This window comes from Flavobacterium rhizosphaerae (genome assembly GCF_046000445.1).
In the GTDB taxonomy this organism is placed as follows: Bacteria; Bacteroidota; Bacteroidia; order Flavobacteriales; family Flavobacteriaceae; genus Flavobacterium; species Flavobacterium rhizosphaerae.
Map to the genome: position 1 here is coordinate 128496 of NZ_JBELPZ010000003.1, position 15195 is coordinate 143690.

Sequence of the window (15195 nt, forward strand, 5' to 3'; positions counted from 1 at the left end):
CGCTTCATATTTCTACCTATGACAAGGCGAAATATTTCTACTTGTTGGCAAAATGTTATGACAAAGAAAATAAAGATTATCTAGCGCTATCTAACTTACTCAAGGCCAAAACCACTTATAGCTTACTGGGCAAAGATGAAGAAGTTAACGATATTAATTTTGATATATACCAGCTTCTTTTCAGCCGTGCAGATAAAGATAAGACGTATAAAAAGTATTTGGATAAATATATTGATTATGTAGAAGAAAAACATGATAGTTTAAAACTTACTAAAGGGTTTCTTGCAAAAGGTATTTATAAACTGGTTGACGAAAAAAATACAGTTGATGGTAAGAAATATTTAGAAAAAGCATTAAAATATAATGAAAATAATAATGACAAAAATTTAAAATCAACAATAAACAGACATCTGGCGTTTATGTATAATGAGTACCTGCACAACCAGGATTCCGCTCTGTACTATTATAAAGCAGACGTAAAGTACTTAAAAGAGATTAAGGATATTGAAAACCTTTGCAGTAATTATGTAAACCAAGCGGCATGTTATTATTATCTTGAAGACAACAAAAAAGCTATTCAATATTTGCACCAAGCAGATAGCCTGCCCTTAGAGGAACACAAATTAGTTACCAAACAATATATATATGAGTTCCTTTCTATTAACTACGAAGAATTAGAACAATATAAAGAAGCCCTTTATTACTTAAATCTCAATCAGAAATATCGGGACAGTGTTAAAAGCAAAGAACAGGATATAGCCTTAAAAGATATTCAGACAAAATACCAGACTCGTGAAAAAGAGCTAGAAAACCAAGTACTTAAAAGCTCCGTAAAATCTAATCAGATAATGAAATACACTTTTTTAGGGCTTCTCATTGCTACTATAGCATTGGGTTGGTTAATTGTAAAAAATGCACGCAGAAGAGAAAAAATTTCGTTACAGGAAAAGCAAATAGAGCAGCAAAAACGAGAAAAAGCCCTGAAAGATTTTGAACTTAGCAGTATAGACCTTTTAATTGAAGGACAGGAAAAAGAACGGCAACGGCTCGCAAATGATTTGCATGACAATTTGGGAAGCATGCTGGCTACCTTAAAAATAAATTTTGAAAACCTGAAACGAAACACTACTGAAGGACATATACCCGATACTAAATTATATGATAAAACAGATGATTTAATTGATGAAGCATACCAAAGGGTACGGCGTTTGGCGCATGCAAAAAATGCAGGGGTTTTTGCCAACCAAGGGTTAATTCCGGCAGTGAAAAAACTGGCAGATAAGGTATCAGTCCCCGGACGGCTTACGGTTGATGTGCTTGACTTTGGTTTTGATGGCAGGCTGGATAATACCTTAGAATTTACTATATTTAGGGCAATTCAGGAACTTACAACAAACATTATAAAACACGCAAAAGCTACCGAAGCCACAATACAACTCACGCAGCATGACGACGATATAAATATTATTATAGAAGATAACGGTATAGGGTTTGACACAAAATGGTCTGGCAAAAAAGATGGTATGGGGTTACAGGCCATAATTAAAAAAATAAAATACCTAAATGGCAACCTGGATATTGACAGCACACCCGGGAAGGGTACAACCATTATTATAAATATTCCGATATGATACGTATTGTAGTAGCAGAAGACCACCAGTCTTTAATTGATGGCATAAGGATGTTTTTAGAACATGAAGATGATATAATGATTGTTGGCGAAGCCAATGATGGTGACAGGCTTATTGACCTTGTAAAAGCCAAAAAACCCGATGTGGTACTAACAGATATACGTATGCCGAAAACGGATGGTATAACCGCTTGCAGGCAAATAAAAAAAGAGTTCCCACAATGTAAGATCATAGCATTTAGCATGTTTGAGCAGGATGAAGCTGTAACCCAAATGGAAAATGCAGGCGCATCAGGGTATATTATGAAAAACTCTTCGTTAAAAGTAATGGCCGAAGCCATACGCAATGTAATGAATGGTGAAACCTTTTTTGATGTTTCGCTTAAACGTAGCAGCCATAAAAAAACTGACAGCAATATACCGCTAAGCAAAAGGGAATTGGAAATTGTAAGGCTTATAGGAGAAGGCAAAACGTCTCAGGAAATTGCCGATATATTATTTATAGGAAAAACAACTGTAGACACGCACCGGAAAAATATTTTAAAAAAATTAAGCCTGCAGGGAAAAACAGAACTTTTGCGCTATTCTATGGAAATAAAGTATGATTTTAATTAATTTTAAACCCTTACTACAGTAAAATACCTTTTAATGGGTATTTTTTTTAACGTTTGAGTAAGATAGTTTTGTTGCAACTAAATCAACCTACTTAAAAAACTATTTTATCATGAAACTAACACGCATAGGTTTCTTTGTAGTATTATTTACGTGTAGCGCTGCCACTTTTATAGCCTGTAATAATGATGACAGTAATAAAAAAGACCTGGACCTTGTCGGGCAGGAAGGCAATCCACGTTTTAACCTTCAATTTACTAACCATGAAAATGTTGACCTTGACCTGTATGTGCAAACGCCAAATGGTGTAATACTATATTATGCCAATAGCTATGGAGACGGGGGCGAACTGGATGTTGACTGTATGTGCTCAGACTGTCCGCAGGGAGCTAATGAAAATATTTTTTGGAAAGATGGTACCGCACCCAGTGGCACATATACCTATTGGGTAGAGTATTATGAGGATTGTAGCGAAAAGAATAATTCTGCTGATTTTACTGTAAGGGTAGTAAAAAACGGCGAAGTGCTTGCTACAAAGTCCGGATCGCTAAACAATGGAGAATCCTCTCACTGGACACATGAACAACCGTAACATGTAAACATGTTTTATATTTAGAATTTTTGAGCAAGAAAAGGATGCCTCCGTAAAAAGAGGCATCTTTTTTGTAGGAGATGTTTTGATCACGATGTGTGAAAGCTTTTCATACATTATTATAACTTTGTCATATTAATCAATGAACGTACATTATGAAAAACATTATTAAATCTGCTTTAGTGCTTATGGTAAGTATGTCACTTATCAATTGTAAATCTAATAAGGTACAACGTGTTAGCGAAAACAGTGTAACAGACCTTAGCGGCCGCTGGAATGAAACCGACTCAAGGCTTACTGCAGAAGAAATTACAGCCGAACTTATGGAACATGCCTGGTACAGCACTTATGCCAGTGAACATACCGGTAAAAAGCCTGTGATTATTGTAGGTATGATCACCAACAAATCGCATGAACATATTGCAACTGAAACGTTTAGCAAGGATATAGAAAAAGCAATTATCAACTCCGGCCGTATGAAACTGGTTCAGGCAGGTAACATGCGTGAAGAATTAAGGGCCGAAAGGGCTGATCAGCAAAACTTTTCATCGCAGTCTACTATGAAAAAATTCGGCCTTGAAAATGGTGCAGATTTTATGCTTCAGGGCACTGTTAATTCAATTGTAGACCAGGCATCTAAAGAAAAAACCGTTTATTACCAGATAGACCTGGAACTTAGCAACATTGAAACCAATGAAAAGGTTTGGATTGGCGATAAAAAAATAAAAAAATATATCGGCAAAAAAAGTATGTAAGCTTTTACTCATAATCCAAACACAAAATTACTCCTTGTTTACCTGATATGAACATACGCAAAAACTTTATTACAACCTGTTATAAAGCCGTAATGATATTGTTATTGGTTGCTTTTCAGTCCTGTAGTACATATAACATGAAAACTGCAGAGATTGAAAGCGACCTGCTTAACAGCGATTATGAAAGCGCTATACATCATGTAGATAAAAATAAATTTCTGAAAAAAGACAGGAACAGGCTGCTCTACCTTATGGAAAAAGGAAAGCTGGAGCATTTAAAGGGGAATTATGAAGAAAGCAACAAACTTTTAGAAGAAGCTTATATAATGATTGATGACCGGATAAAAACAAAAGCCGGACAGGCTGTTGCTGCCAAATTTACCAACCCAATGGCCGAGCCGTATAAAGGTGAAGATTTTGAAAAAGTTACCATACATTACTATAAAGCCCTAAATTATTTTTACCTAGGTATGCCTAACGAAGCACTGGTAGAAGCAAAAAGGATAAACATCAAACTGTACCAGCTCAATGAAAAATATAAAGAAAATAAAAACAGGTATAGTGAGGATGCTTTTTCACAAATAGTTCAGGGCATATTGTATGAAAGCATTGGCGATATAAACAATGCCTTTATAGCCTACCGCAACGCTTATGAAATTTATGAGCGCAATGGCGGCGAATATTTTGGGGTGCCTGCTCCTTTACAATTAAAAGAAGACCTGTTGCGCACAGCGCTTAAAATGGGTTTTAAAGAAGAGTACAATACATATGTTGAAAAGTTTAAGTTAGAGGCACCTGCTAACAAAGCTGAACCTGAAGGCGAAGCTATTATTTTTTGGGAAAACGGGCTAAGCCCTGCCAAAGACCAGATAGTTTTAACTGTTGCCGGGGGCGGGGGCGTATTTTATGGAGCATACTGGGATGGAGATGTACAACAGGAAATAATTATACCCATACCTCCGGGAGCCAATATAGGTAACGTTAATGCTATTGCCATACCAAAATACCGCGAAAGGGGAAATTATTATAATAAAGCCGCCATTGTAGTAAATGGTAAAGAGGAAGATTTTGAGTTGGCAGAAGATTTTTATCCCATTGCCAAGCAATGCCTTAAAGACCGTATGCTGCGGGAAACTATTGACTTAGTGGCACGCTTTGCTACAAAAAAAGCAAGCAGTGCCATACTGGGAGAAATTGTGGGTAATGCATTGGGAGATGATGCCGGTGATATTGCCAAATTGGGAGGTGATATTGCCGGGGCTGCTACCGAAAAAGCAGATACCCGCAACTGGCAATCGTTGCCTGCTACTATAAGCTATGTGCGTATTCCGCTAAAAAAAGGAAGCGAAAATACTTTTACAATAAAAAAATACGGCCCGGAAGGGGTAATAGATACGGATACAATAACAATACCATATAAAAGGGGATTACAGATTGTAAACTACTCTGACCTTGGCCGTACTAAGTACTTATTAAATTAGTACATTATGAAAAAAACACTATTTTTTGTTGCTATTATGCTATACAGTATAACAGCAATTGCCCAGACTGATAATGGTTGGGAACCCTGGCAAAAAACCAGTTGTTACAGTAAAATATGGTTTCGTTTAAAAGATGGAGGTATGCGCGGCGAACAGCATTACTGGAAAATACAATTTAAAAGCGATTTTGACCAGCTTATATCCTTTAATTATTATGTAGCAGATAAACTTACACAATACGATACTACTACACACCGAAAAACGCTTAATGCAAAAGAGGTAAGTAATGAAATTGAGGTATTTACAGAAAGTGAAGATGTCTATTTGCTTGTAGATAAAGTAAGCCTTTCAGCATATCCGCGTGATTTTATAGATTGTAACTAAGCCCAAAAAGCTTCTTTTCAAAAAGAAGCATAGATATTACAGGGGTTTTAGCCAGTTATGTCAGAAATTTTATATTTTTACAATCCGGCAAGCATATTCTGTATGAAGATTGTAAAATATATTTTTTTACTGTTACTTTTACTGGCTATGGCTGTTGCTGTATTTATAGCCACACAAAGCGGCAAATATACAGTAACCGCCGAACGTACTATCAATGCGCCCATAGCAGTGGTTTATAATTTTGTAAATAATTATAAGAACTGGAATAACATTGAGGTTATTAAAGGTATAGATACTACTGCCACATTTACTTTTGGCGATACGGTTGGCAAGGGCGCCATGATGCAGTGGACTAATAACGGAGACCGGGGCCTTATAAAAACACTTACTGTTACCCAGGATTCTATTTATCAAAAAGTTACTGTTGCAGATAACGAAAACTATTTAACCTGGAAATTTAAAGATACCCTTAACAGTACTAAGGTTATGCTTACTGCACAGGGTAACCTTACATTTACCCAAAAAGCTTTAGCGCTTATAGGGCAGGATACTGACACAACTATTGATGATAACTTAAATAAAGGTCTTAAAAACCTTGATGATTATCTTGTAAAAGAGCTACAATCTTTTGATGTTAACGTTGAAGGCCTGGTAATGAAAAACGGCTATTTTTATATTAGCCAGGCGGCAATGGGTACCCCTGATGATATAAGCCGGAAGGCGATTTCTGCAATAGAAAAGCTTAAAACTTTTGCTACTGAAAACAAAATGGATATAATGGGGTATCCTTTTATACTATACTCCCCTACTGATAGCCTGCCTATGGCCTATGAGGTATGCCTGCCTGTAAAAGAAGAGATTTTAACCACACCGGGTAGCGATATACTTGGTGGAAGGCTTTATCCTTTTAATGCACTTAAAGTTACCTTAAAAGGCAATTATGATTATATGGCAGAAGTGCGAAACAAAGCCACAGCCTATATACATAAAGACACTCTAAATACTACAGTTAATGGCAGATATGTTCAGGAATTTATAAAAACCCCGGCACAAACCAAAAAGCCCTCTGCATGGCAAACAGCAGTATATTATCCTGTTGATGGCGCAGTACTTACCGCCAAAGATTCTTTGGCTATAAAACAGCAGGCGATACAGCCCTTAAAAACATACAAAAAGCCCGCTTTAAAACCACGTCCTAAAGTAAAAGCTGTGTATCAAGACAGCCTTTTACAAGACCCTGAATAAATAAATAATATTTATTGTTTTAATAAATAGGTTACTACCGTTTGTGCGGAATGAAGGCCGAAAAGTGCCGGCATCCAGCTATTGGTACCGTAAAAAGATTTTTTAAAATTTTTACCGTCAGTCATTTTAACACTGGTTTCATCAGGCGCTTCTACGGAATATACTGCTTTAACCCCTTTTGAAATACCTTCTTTACGCAGGCGTTTGCGTATGGTTTTTGCTAATGGGCATACATCGGTTTTACTAATATCTGTAACACGTACTTTAGAGGCGTCATTTTTACCCCCTGCCCCCATATTACTTATTATTTTAACCTTTTTACGCTTGGCAGCCATAATGAGGTTTAATTTGGGAGTAACACTATCAATACAATCCAATACATAGTCATACTTATCACTTACAAGTTCATACGCCCTTTCCGGCGATAAAAACTCCTGTAGGCGTATAAGGTTCAGTTCCTGGTTAATATCCATAAGCCTGTCGCCCACTATTTGTACTTTAGGTTTGCCTACGGTACTGTGTAATGCTGGCAGCTGGCGGTTTATATTAGTAATATCTACTGTGTCGCCATCTACAATAGTCATGGTGCCTACCCCGGCACGGGCTATAAATTCGGCTGCAAAAGAGCCTACCCCGCCAAGCCCCACTACCAGTATATGGGCATTTTTTAATTTTTCAAGCCCTTCTTTTTTAAATAGCAATTCTGCCCTTTCAGTCCATTCAGCCATGCTTAAAAACCGTTTTAAAATTTGTGCCCACAATATTTTTGAGCGTTTCTAAATCTATATATTTTGCTGCCGCAGCTTTATCATATACCTGAACAATGGTTTCCTGTATCATATCCGTTTCAAGAAAAAAGCGATCATCAGGCATCTGTGAAAACACATTGCTCAACTCCGGGTTACGCAATAAATACTTACCGAAAGAAATATAAAAGCCATTATCCAGCAATTGTTGGGCTACCTGTATGTTTTTACTGAAACCGTGTATTATCATGGGTACATCAACATTAAGCCTGTTTTTTATTTCTATCAGCTCCTGAAAAGCAGCAACAAGATGCAAAATTACGGGTTTTTGGTGTTTTTTTGCTAACTCCAGTTGTTTTTCAAAAATATCAACCTGTACATTTAACGGAATTTCAATACGCTTATCCAGCCCACACTCCCCAAGGGCAAGGCAATTAGGTAGCTTAAGACGTTGCTCAATTACAGCAAGATGCTCCTCATTTTTATCCACATCTATGCGCCATGGATGTATGCCGGTTGAAAAATAAGGTACCCCATCAATATCTTCATACGGATATTTATTTACCATTTCAAAAACATCCGGGTTGTTTGTATAATTATGGGTGTGAAGGTTATAGAGCATAATTTTATTATGAGAAAGATACTGAATAATTAAGATTTAATTCTGCGCTATTAATGATAATCTTATAAACTTTCTCTACCTCAGGAATCATTTCAAGACGAGGGGTTTTGTTTATCTTTTTTCCAAATATTCTTGGATTAAAACGATCATCTGGCCCAAGTAAAATTGTTCCCGAACCATTTTTCTTTGCAGTGAATGTAATTTTAGGATCAGAGATACTTACAGATTTTACTTTTTTTGAAAATATACCAGATTTTATCAAAATTCTTTGCTGTGTAATTATATAAACTATGTTGTTTCTTCTGTATGCATCATAAAAAAAGCGTCCAACCGCATTATACAAACCTATACAGATAAACAGAATTCCGAAAATTACAAAGAAAACAGGGGCACCCTTGATAATTACTGTAGTTTCCCAAAAAATGACTAAACCAAACCAAATGATACTTAAAGGAATTTCAATAATATCACTTTTTTTGAATAGCACACCTTTTGGAGGGCAGCCCGTCCATAAAACCGTCTCATTGATTCCCAAAAAAGGGCGGAATTCTTTTTCTATAGAAAAATCTGTCATCAGTTGGGGCAGATCAAGATATAACCCCACTGCCAACAAGCTCATCATCAATATACCAGGCGGCAAACTGGCCCTCGGTAATAGCGCTTTGTGGCTGCTCAAATGATATGTACATGCCGTTATCAAACTTATGCAGGGTGGCTTTTTGCAATGGCTGGCGGTAGCGTATGCGTACCATAACCTCCATAGTCTCTCCATCATTAAGCTTCAGGTCTGTACGTACCCAGTGTATTTCATTTTCCTGTATGAATAATGCTCTGCGGAACAACCCCGGGTGGTTGTGCCCCTGCCCGGTATAGATGGCATTACTTTCTACATCGGTAGCAATAATAAACAGCGGCTCTTTGGTGCCGCCCACATTAAGACCTTTACGTTGCCCTATGGTATAATAATGCGCGCCCTGGTGCCTGCCTACCACTTTGGCCATTTCGGGCCTGTAAGCTATGCTTTTGGCTTCATAAGTTAATTGCTCTTTAACTGAGTTGAACTGCGGTTTTTCACTATTATAGGTTTCCAAATCCGGGGTCACTTCATAGATAATACCTTCTTTTGGCTGAAGTTGCTGTTGTAAAAATTCCGGCAGGCGTACTTTACCAATAAAGCAAAGCCCTTGCGAGTCTTTTTTTTCGGCTGTTGCCAGTTCCATTTCAGCAGCAATTTCACGCACCTGTGGTTTAGTAAGTTCCCCTATTGGAAACAACGCTTTACTTAACTGCTCCTGAGAAAGCTGACACAAAAAGTATGACTGGTCTTTGTTACCGTCTATTCCGGCCAAAAGGCGGTGTACTTCTTTACCGTTTTCTATAGTGGTATCTTTACGGCAATAGTGCCCTGTGGCTACATAGTCTGCGCCAAGGCTCAGGGCAATCTTCATAAATACGTCAAACTTAATTTCGCGGTTGCACAATACATCCGGGTTTGGCGTACGCCCTTTTTCATATTCGTTGAACATATAGTCTACTATACGCTCTTTATATTCTTCGCTAAGGTCAACCGTCTGGAAGGGTATACCCAGTTTTTCGGCCACAAGTAAAGCGTCATTACTGTCTTCCAGCCATGGGCATTCATCTGATATTGTAACTGAATCATCGTGCCAGTTTTTCATAAACAGGCCAATAACCTCATACCCCTGCTCTTTAAGCAAATAGGCGGCTACGCTACTATCAACACCACCCGATAAACCTACTACAACTCGTTTCATTTTTATAATCTCCTATTCTGTTGCAAAGTTACAACAAATTAGTTTTTGCTGTCTTTTTTGTGTACTATCTTAATATGCTTGCCGGTTTCATCTACTTTTTTAACCAGTTTTCCATCTTCGTAATACTTCCATTCTCCTGTCTTTACGCCCGCATCATAGTTACCTTCGGCAGCAATATTACCCCGGGCATCATGAAATATGGCTCTGCCTTGTAATATATCATTTTTATAGATGGATTCTTCCAGCACCACACCGTCAGTAGTATATTTTTTATACGGCCCTTGCTGAATTCCGTTTACAAAAGTGGTTTCCTCATTAATTTTCCCATCCGGGAAATATACCTTCCGTACACCATTAAGTTTTCCTGCTTTATAGTGCTCTACAGACATAAGCGTTGTGCCGCCGGGGTGGTAAAACTTCCACTCCCCTTCGCGCTGGCGGTTTACTTCTTTGCCTTCACTTACTTTAAGCCCCTTTTCATCAAAAAAAGTGGTATAACTGCTACCGTCGGGCTTAAATACCCGTGTTGCCATTATAGTAGACTTTTCGTCATCTTTATAAAAGGTAAATGTACCAGACTCTTTTCCATGTATAAAACTGCCCTGGTAACGGGGCTTGTTACTTTCTTCATAAACACCCTTCCAGTTGCCATGACGCTTTCCATTAGCATCGGTTTTATTAATTTCCTGGGCAAATGTTACGGTACTTATTACTAACATAAGTATAAACAAACTTTTCTTCATACTGTAAAAACGTGATATCTTTATAATTAATGTACACTGCAAAGTAAAACATTTATTGTTTTGCAAAAAGCACACCATTATTTATATAATTAAAAAAGCACCCCGAAAGGTGCTTTAAAGAAGATTATTTTTTAAGACGCTTCTGCTGTTCCTGCGTTTGTTGCGCCTGCTCCATCATTTCCTGCATTTTACGTTGAAAACGCCCTTGTTTTTTAGGTTCTTTTTGTTTGTTTGCCTGTACTATGGCGTGAATTTTATCCTGGTTTACTATATGGTTTTTAATTACATACATAATACCTATAGTAATAAGGTTAGAGATAAAGTAATACAAACTTAGCCCGGATGCATACATATTAAAGAAGATAAGCATCATTAATGGCGAAATGTATATCATAACCTTCATTAATTTACCCATATCCGGCATGCCTTCCTGTTGTGGCGCCGACATACTCTGGTCTCCCGAAGTCATACGCATATAGAAAAATATAGCTACCGAAGCCAATATTGGGAAAAGGCTGATGTGGTTGCCGTAAAACGGTATTGTAAAGGGTAATTCGGCTATGGAGTCATACGAAGAAAGGTCATCAGCCCAAAGGAAGCTTTTTTGCCTTAAATCAAAAAACGACGGGAAAAACTGGAAAAGCGCATAGAATACCGGTATTTGCATAAGCGCCGGTAAACAGCCTGCCATTGGGTTAACCCCTGCAGTACGGTACAGCTTCATGGTTTCCTGCTGTTTTTTCATCGGGTCGCTCTTGTACTTCTCATTGATTTCCTGAATTTCAGGACGTATAACCTTCATTTTAGCCTGGCTCAAATATGATTTATACGTAATAGGAGACATAGCCAGCCTTACCAGCATGGTAAATACTATAATACATACCCCATAAGGCAATACTTTGCTAAGTAATGTAAACAGGTTAATGAAAAGATATTTGTTTATCCACCCGAATATACCCCAGCCTAATGGTATTACCTCATCCAGGTTTTTATCATAACTGTTGAGTATTTTAAAATCAGCGGGGCCGTAATACCAGTTCATATTATAACTAAGCTCGCCTCCTTTATATTCTAACGGAATTTTAGTAGAAAACTGCTTTGTAAATACGGTGTCTTTTTCTTCATCCTCCATTAGGTTTTCTATTGAAAAATCAGCCTTTTTAAACGCCGTATCAGTAAGTAATATTGAGGTGAAAAAGTGCTGCCTGTAAGCTACATAAGTTACATCATCTGCTGTTTCAGCCTCACTCTTACCAAGCCCTACATTATCATCCTTACCGTCTTCATATTCATAAACAATATCGGTATATCGATTTTCGTAAGAAGCACTTTTCTCATTACGGTACGCTTTAAGATCCCAGTCAAGTTCTGCAGGGGCAGTGCCATCTACCACTTTAGATAATCCCTGTGTACGGATAGAAAAATCCAGCATATAATTATCCGGCTTCATAACGTATCTGTACTCTAAAAACTGGTTCTCACCAGCTTTAAGGCGCATACTAAGTACCTGGTTTTGGCCCTCTTTTGTAAGTGAAGGCTCAAAATACATATCACGCGTATTGAGAATGCGGTTATCCGCCGTTTTAAACTGAATATTAAAGTCGGCATTATTGTTATTTATAAGCTGTACCCTTTCGCCCGAACCTTTAGCAATACGTTCAAAGTTATTAAGGTTAGCCTCTGATATATATCCTCCTTTATTGGCTATACGCAATGTAAGCAGCTCATTTTTAATTTCGGTTACAGTGTCTTTAGCCGAAGGCAATGATATGCTGTAGGCAAAAGCACCTAAAGCGCCTTTCATTTTTGCAATACTGGCAGAATCAGTTACTGTAAAATCTTTTTCTGCAACGGCTGTTTTATCTTCCGGTACAAAATTTTCTTTAGATTTTTCTACTTGTTCTTTTTCAGCCTTTATTGCAGCTTCTTCCTTGTTAGCGGTGCTGTTATACATCATCCATAGCAGCAGTAGCATAATAAGGCCAAAGCCGACTATAGTTTTAATATCAATTTTTTTTTCTTCCATCGAAATGTTTAAAAAATTATTTAATTATTTACCGCTTACAAAAAGAGCGTTATATATATATTATTTATTTACCTTTTTTTTAACCGCGGCCTTTACAAAATTTACAAAAAGCGGGTGCGGGTTGGCTACTGTACTTTTATATTCCGGATGATACTGTACGCCCATAAAAAACGGGTGTTTTTCCAGTTCTATAATTTCAACAAGGCCGGTATCGGGGTTTGTACCAGATGTTTTAAGGCCTGCGCCCTGTAATTTTTCTTTATAGTCTTCGTTAAATTCATAACGGTGGCGGTGGCGTTCCATAATCTCATTGGTACCATATACCTTTTCGGCAAGCGACCCCTCATCTAAAACGCACTTCCACGCCCCAAGGCGCATGGTACCGCCTTTATTTACTATATCTTTTTGCTCTTCCATAATATTAATTACAGGATAAGCGGTGTGCTCATTCATTTCTGTTGAATTGGCTTCTCTCCACCCTAAAACATTACGCGCATATTCTATAACTGCCATCTGCATACCAAGGCATATACCTAAAAATGGTATATTATTTTCGCGCGCATAACGTACTGTTTCTATCTTTCCCTCTATACCACGGCCACCAAATCCCGGTGCTACAACTATAGCGTCTAACCCTGCCAGCTTATCTTTTACATTTTCGCGGTCAATATATTCTGAATGCACACTTACTACATTCACCTTAGTTTCATTAGCACTGCCGGCATGTATAAAAGCTTCTAATATAGATTTATAGGAATCCTGCAGTTCTACATATTTACCCACCAGGCCAATACTAAGAGTATGTGCCGGGTGTTTAAGCTTGTATAAGAAATCATTCCACTGCTTTAAGTCGGGTGTATTTTTCTCCGGCAGGTCCAGTTTTTTTAATGCTACCTTATCCAGGCCTTCTTCAAGCATCAGGTTAGGCACATCATAAATGGTGCTGGCATCTATAGACTGTATTACCGATTCTTTGCTCACATTACAGAACAAAGCAAGTTTTTCTTTAAGGTCTGATGATAATTCATGTTCTGTACGGCACACCAGTATATCGGCCTTTATACCGCTCTCCATTAAGGTTTTAACAGAGTGCTGTGTAGGCTTGGTTTTTAGCTCACCAGCTGCTGCAAGATAGGGCACCAACGTAAGATGAATTACCAGGCTGTTGTGTTCGCCAAGATCCCAGATTAGCTGCCTTACCGACTCTATATAGGGTAACGACTCAATGTCGCCCACAGTACCGCCTATTTCGGTAATTACTATATCATAATCGCCAGAGTTACCCAGCAATTGCATACGTTCTTTAATCTCATTGGTGATATGGGGCACCACCTGTACGGTTTTACCCAAAAATTCGCCGCGACGTTCTTTTTCAATAACCGAAAGGTATACACGGCCTGTAGTTACATTATTTGCCTGAGAAGTAGGCACATTTAAAAAGCGCTCATAATGCCCAAGGTCAAGATCAGTCTCTGCCCCGTCATCAGTTACATAACATTCGCCATGCTCATAAGGGTTGAGCGTTCCCGGGTCTACATTAATATAAGGGTCAAACTTTTGTATTGTTGCCCTGTATCCACGCGCCTGCAATAATTTTGCCAGCGAAGCTGCTATAATACCTTTTCCAAGGGAAGAAGTCACACCTCCGGTAACAAAAATATATTTGGTTTTATTCATTTTAAAATTTTGTGCTGTTGTGTTGTGGTAAAAAACGTGGCAAAAGTAAGCAATTTAATCGATAATTATTATTTGAAGTCTCGCCAATTTACAACAATAAAAACGTAACCCGATAAAAATGATTAATTTATCATAACAAAGTTAAACAGAAGTACATAAAGGTTTTATACAAATTATTATATAGTTAATTATATAACACTTTGATATTTGAATTTGAGGGAATAATAAACCTAATTATTTTATAAATTGAAACATTTTATAATATAAACTATGGAATTGGGTATTGTTGCCTGATATTACGCAGCATGCCTTCTAATCCATTAAGTTTAAGTTCATATACCTGTTGCAACTGCTCACCCAGCTTTCCTTTTGGGAAACCCTTATTACGGTACCATACAACATAATATTCCGGCAGGTCTGCCAGGTAACGCCCTTCATACTTGCCAAAGGGCATTTTGGCATGTGCCAGCTTTATAAGTTCCTGCCTGTTATCCAAAAAAAAGTTATTGCCAGTTAAATACAATATCCCTCTTTACATCAGGGTGCAGGCTTAGGTGAACCGGGCAGGTTAAGGCTGCGCGCTCTAAAATCTCACGTGATTTTTTATCGGCATCGCTTTTCATAGTAAACACTATGTTTATTTCGGCAATCATACGGGGTGAAGACTGCATTACTTTAGTAACTTCTGCTGTACTGCCTTCAATAGCTACCTGCATATCCCTTGCTTTAATACCCATAATGGTAAGCATACAGCTGCCTAATGCATTAGCCACAATATCTGTAGGTGAAAAGGCCTCCCCTTTTCCGTTATTATCAACCGGTGCGTCAGAGATAACTTTTTCTCCCGATTGTATATGCACGGAAGATGTCCTTAAATCTCCCAGATAAGTTATTTTAGATGTCATTT

At 37.9% G+C, this 15195-nt stretch carries 16 protein-coding genes; 7 read left to right on the forward strand and 9 right to left on the reverse strand.

The annotated features are described in order from the left end of the window. Window positions 1-44 precede the first annotated feature (44 nt). The 7 genes from ABS766_RS04940 to ABS766_RS04970 all read left to right on the forward strand — a co-directional run bounded on the left by ABS766_RS04940 (window position 45) and on the right by ABS766_RS04970 (window position 6699). On the forward strand, window positions 45-1631 hold the full coding sequence (locus tag ABS766_RS04940) for a sensor histidine kinase (protein WP_408084013.1): 1587 nt from the start codon (window positions 45-47) through the stop codon (window positions 1629-1631). Beyond that, a complete protein-coding gene (locus ABS766_RS04945) occupies window positions 1628-2245 on the forward strand; it encodes a response regulator (RefSeq protein ID WP_408084014.1) in 618 nt (205 codons plus the stop codon). Before ABS766_RS04940 ends, ABS766_RS04945 begins: the two co-directional genes overlap by 4 nt. A 109-nt stretch (window positions 2246-2354) precedes the next feature. Beyond that, on the forward strand, window positions 2355-2834 hold the full coding sequence (locus ABS766_RS04950) for a hypothetical protein (RefSeq protein WP_408084015.1): 480 nt from the start codon (window positions 2355-2357) through the stop codon (window positions 2832-2834). 155 nt (window positions 2835-2989) lie between these two features. Beyond that, window positions 2990-3589, forward strand: coding sequence for a penicillin-binding protein activator LpoB (locus ABS766_RS04955; protein ID WP_408084016.1), 600 nt, complete (start codon window positions 2990-2992; stop codon window positions 3587-3589). A gap of 137 nt (window positions 3590-3726) precedes the next feature. After that, complete coding sequence (locus tag ABS766_RS04960) at window positions 3727-5070, forward strand: COG3014 family protein (RefSeq protein ID WP_408084017.1); 1344 nt, start codon at window positions 3727-3729, stop codon at window positions 5068-5070. 6 nt (window positions 5071-5076) lie between these two features. Continuing rightward, window positions 5077-5454, forward strand: coding sequence for a hypothetical protein (locus tag ABS766_RS04965; RefSeq protein WP_408084018.1), 378 nt, complete (start codon window positions 5077-5079; stop codon window positions 5452-5454). Between the two features lie 102 nt (window positions 5455-5556). Then, window positions 5557-6699: a hypothetical protein gene (locus tag ABS766_RS04970; RefSeq protein WP_408084019.1), complete on the forward strand. Its 1143-nt coding sequence runs from the start codon at window positions 5557-5559 to the stop codon at window positions 6697-6699. Window positions 6700-6710: 11 nt separating this feature from the next. On the opposite strand, the gene ABS766_RS04975 is transcribed toward ABS766_RS04970, so the two are convergent. The 9 genes from ABS766_RS04975 to ABS766_RS05015 form a co-directional block, all read right to left on the reverse strand. Beyond that, the gene (locus tag ABS766_RS04975; protein WP_408084020.1) at window positions 6711-7427 is read right to left on the reverse strand and encodes a tRNA threonylcarbamoyladenosine dehydratase; all 717 of its coding nucleotides are present in this window, start codon (window positions 7425-7427) and stop codon (window positions 6711-6713) included. Next, a complete protein-coding gene (locus tag ABS766_RS04980) occupies window positions 7420-8067 on the reverse strand; it encodes a TatD family hydrolase (protein ID WP_408084021.1) in 648 nt (215 codons plus the stop codon). The genes ABS766_RS04975 and ABS766_RS04980 overlap by 8 nt, the downstream gene beginning before the upstream one ends. Window positions 8068-8074: 7 nt before the next feature. Further along, complete coding sequence (locus tag ABS766_RS04985; protein ID WP_408084022.1) at window positions 8075-8641, reverse strand: hypothetical protein; 567 nt, start codon at window positions 8639-8641, stop codon at window positions 8075-8077. Between the two features lie 13 nt (window positions 8642-8654). Then, on the reverse strand, window positions 8655-9842 hold the full coding sequence (gene mnmA, locus ABS766_RS04990; RefSeq protein WP_408084023.1) for a tRNA 2-thiouridine(34) synthase MnmA: 1188 nt from the start codon (window positions 9840-9842) through the stop codon (window positions 8655-8657). A gap of 38 nt (window positions 9843-9880) precedes the next feature. Beyond that, on the reverse strand, window positions 9881-10561 hold the full coding sequence (locus ABS766_RS04995; RefSeq protein WP_408084024.1) for a toxin-antitoxin system YwqK family antitoxin: 681 nt from the start codon (window positions 10559-10561) through the stop codon (window positions 9881-9883). 148 nt (window positions 10562-10709) lie between these two features. After that, complete coding sequence (yidC, locus tag ABS766_RS05000; protein ID WP_408084025.1) at window positions 10710-12611, reverse strand: membrane protein insertase YidC; 1902 nt, start codon at window positions 12609-12611, stop codon at window positions 10710-10712. 60 nt (window positions 12612-12671) lie between these two features. Next, entirely contained in the window at window positions 12672-14288 is a 1617-nt protein-coding gene (locus ABS766_RS05005; protein ID WP_408084026.1) for a CTP synthase, read from the reverse strand. Window positions 14289-14556: 268 nt separating this feature from the next. Next, window positions 14557-14784: a DUF3820 family protein gene (locus tag ABS766_RS05010; protein WP_408084027.1), complete on the reverse strand. Its 228-nt coding sequence runs from the start codon at window positions 14782-14784 to the stop codon at window positions 14557-14559. Window positions 14785-14791: 7 nt separating this feature from the next. After that, window positions 14792-15193 carry an OsmC family protein gene (locus ABS766_RS05015; protein ID WP_408084028.1) on the reverse strand — a complete coding sequence of 134 codons (402 nt, stop codon included), beginning with the start codon at window positions 15191-15193 and terminating at the stop codon, window positions 14792-14794. Window positions 15194-15195: the final 2 nt, after the last annotated feature.

Excerpts from the sequence above, each read along its gene's own strand:
- ABS766_RS04985 (WP_408084022.1), bottom strand. The coding sequence starts at position 8,641 with ATGACAGATTTTTCTATAGAAAAAGAATTCCGCCCTTTTTTGGGAATC.
- yidC (WP_408084025.1), bottom strand. The coding sequence starts at position 12,611 with ATGGAAGAAAAAAAAATTGATATTAAAACTATAGTCGGCTTTGGCCTT.
- ABS766_RS05015 (WP_408084028.1), bottom strand. The coding sequence starts at position 15,193 with ATGACATCTAAAATAACTTATCTGGGAGATTTAAGGACATCTTCCGTG.
- ABS766_RS04945 (WP_408084014.1), top strand. The coding sequence starts at position 1,628 with ATGATACGTATTGTAGTAGCAGAAGACCACCAGTCTTTAATTGATGGC.
- ABS766_RS04955 (WP_408084016.1), top strand. The coding sequence starts at position 2,990 with ATGAAAAACATTATTAAATCTGCTTTAGTGCTTATGGTAAGTATGTCA.
- ABS766_RS04965 (WP_408084018.1), top strand. The coding sequence starts at position 5,077 with ATGAAAAAAACACTATTTTTTGTTGCTATTATGCTATACAGTATAACA.
- ABS766_RS04980 (WP_408084021.1), bottom strand. The coding sequence starts at position 8,067 with ATGCTCTATAACCTTCACACCCATAATTATACAAACAACCCGGATGTT.
- ABS766_RS04950 (WP_408084015.1), top strand. The coding sequence starts at position 2,355 with ATGAAACTAACACGCATAGGTTTCTTTGTAGTATTATTTACGTGTAGC.
- ABS766_RS04995 (WP_408084024.1), bottom strand. The coding sequence starts at position 10,561 with ATGTTAGTAATAAGTACCGTAACATTTGCCCAGGAAATTAATAAAACC.
- ABS766_RS04960 (WP_408084017.1), top strand. The coding sequence starts at position 3,727 with ATGAAAACTGCAGAGATTGAAAGCGACCTGCTTAACAGCGATTATGAA.
- ABS766_RS04975 (WP_408084020.1), bottom strand. The coding sequence starts at position 7,427 with ATGGCTGAATGGACTGAAAGGGCAGAATTGCTATTTAAAAAAGAAGGG.
- ABS766_RS04970 (WP_408084019.1), top strand. The coding sequence starts at position 5,557 with ATGAAGATTGTAAAATATATTTTTTTACTGTTACTTTTACTGGCTATG.
- ABS766_RS05005 (WP_408084026.1), bottom strand. The coding sequence starts at position 14,288 with ATGAATAAAACCAAATATATTTTTGTTACCGGAGGTGTGACTTCTTCC.
- mnmA (WP_408084023.1), bottom strand. The coding sequence starts at position 9,842 with ATGAAACGAGTTGTAGTAGGTTTATCGGGTGGTGTTGATAGTAGCGTA.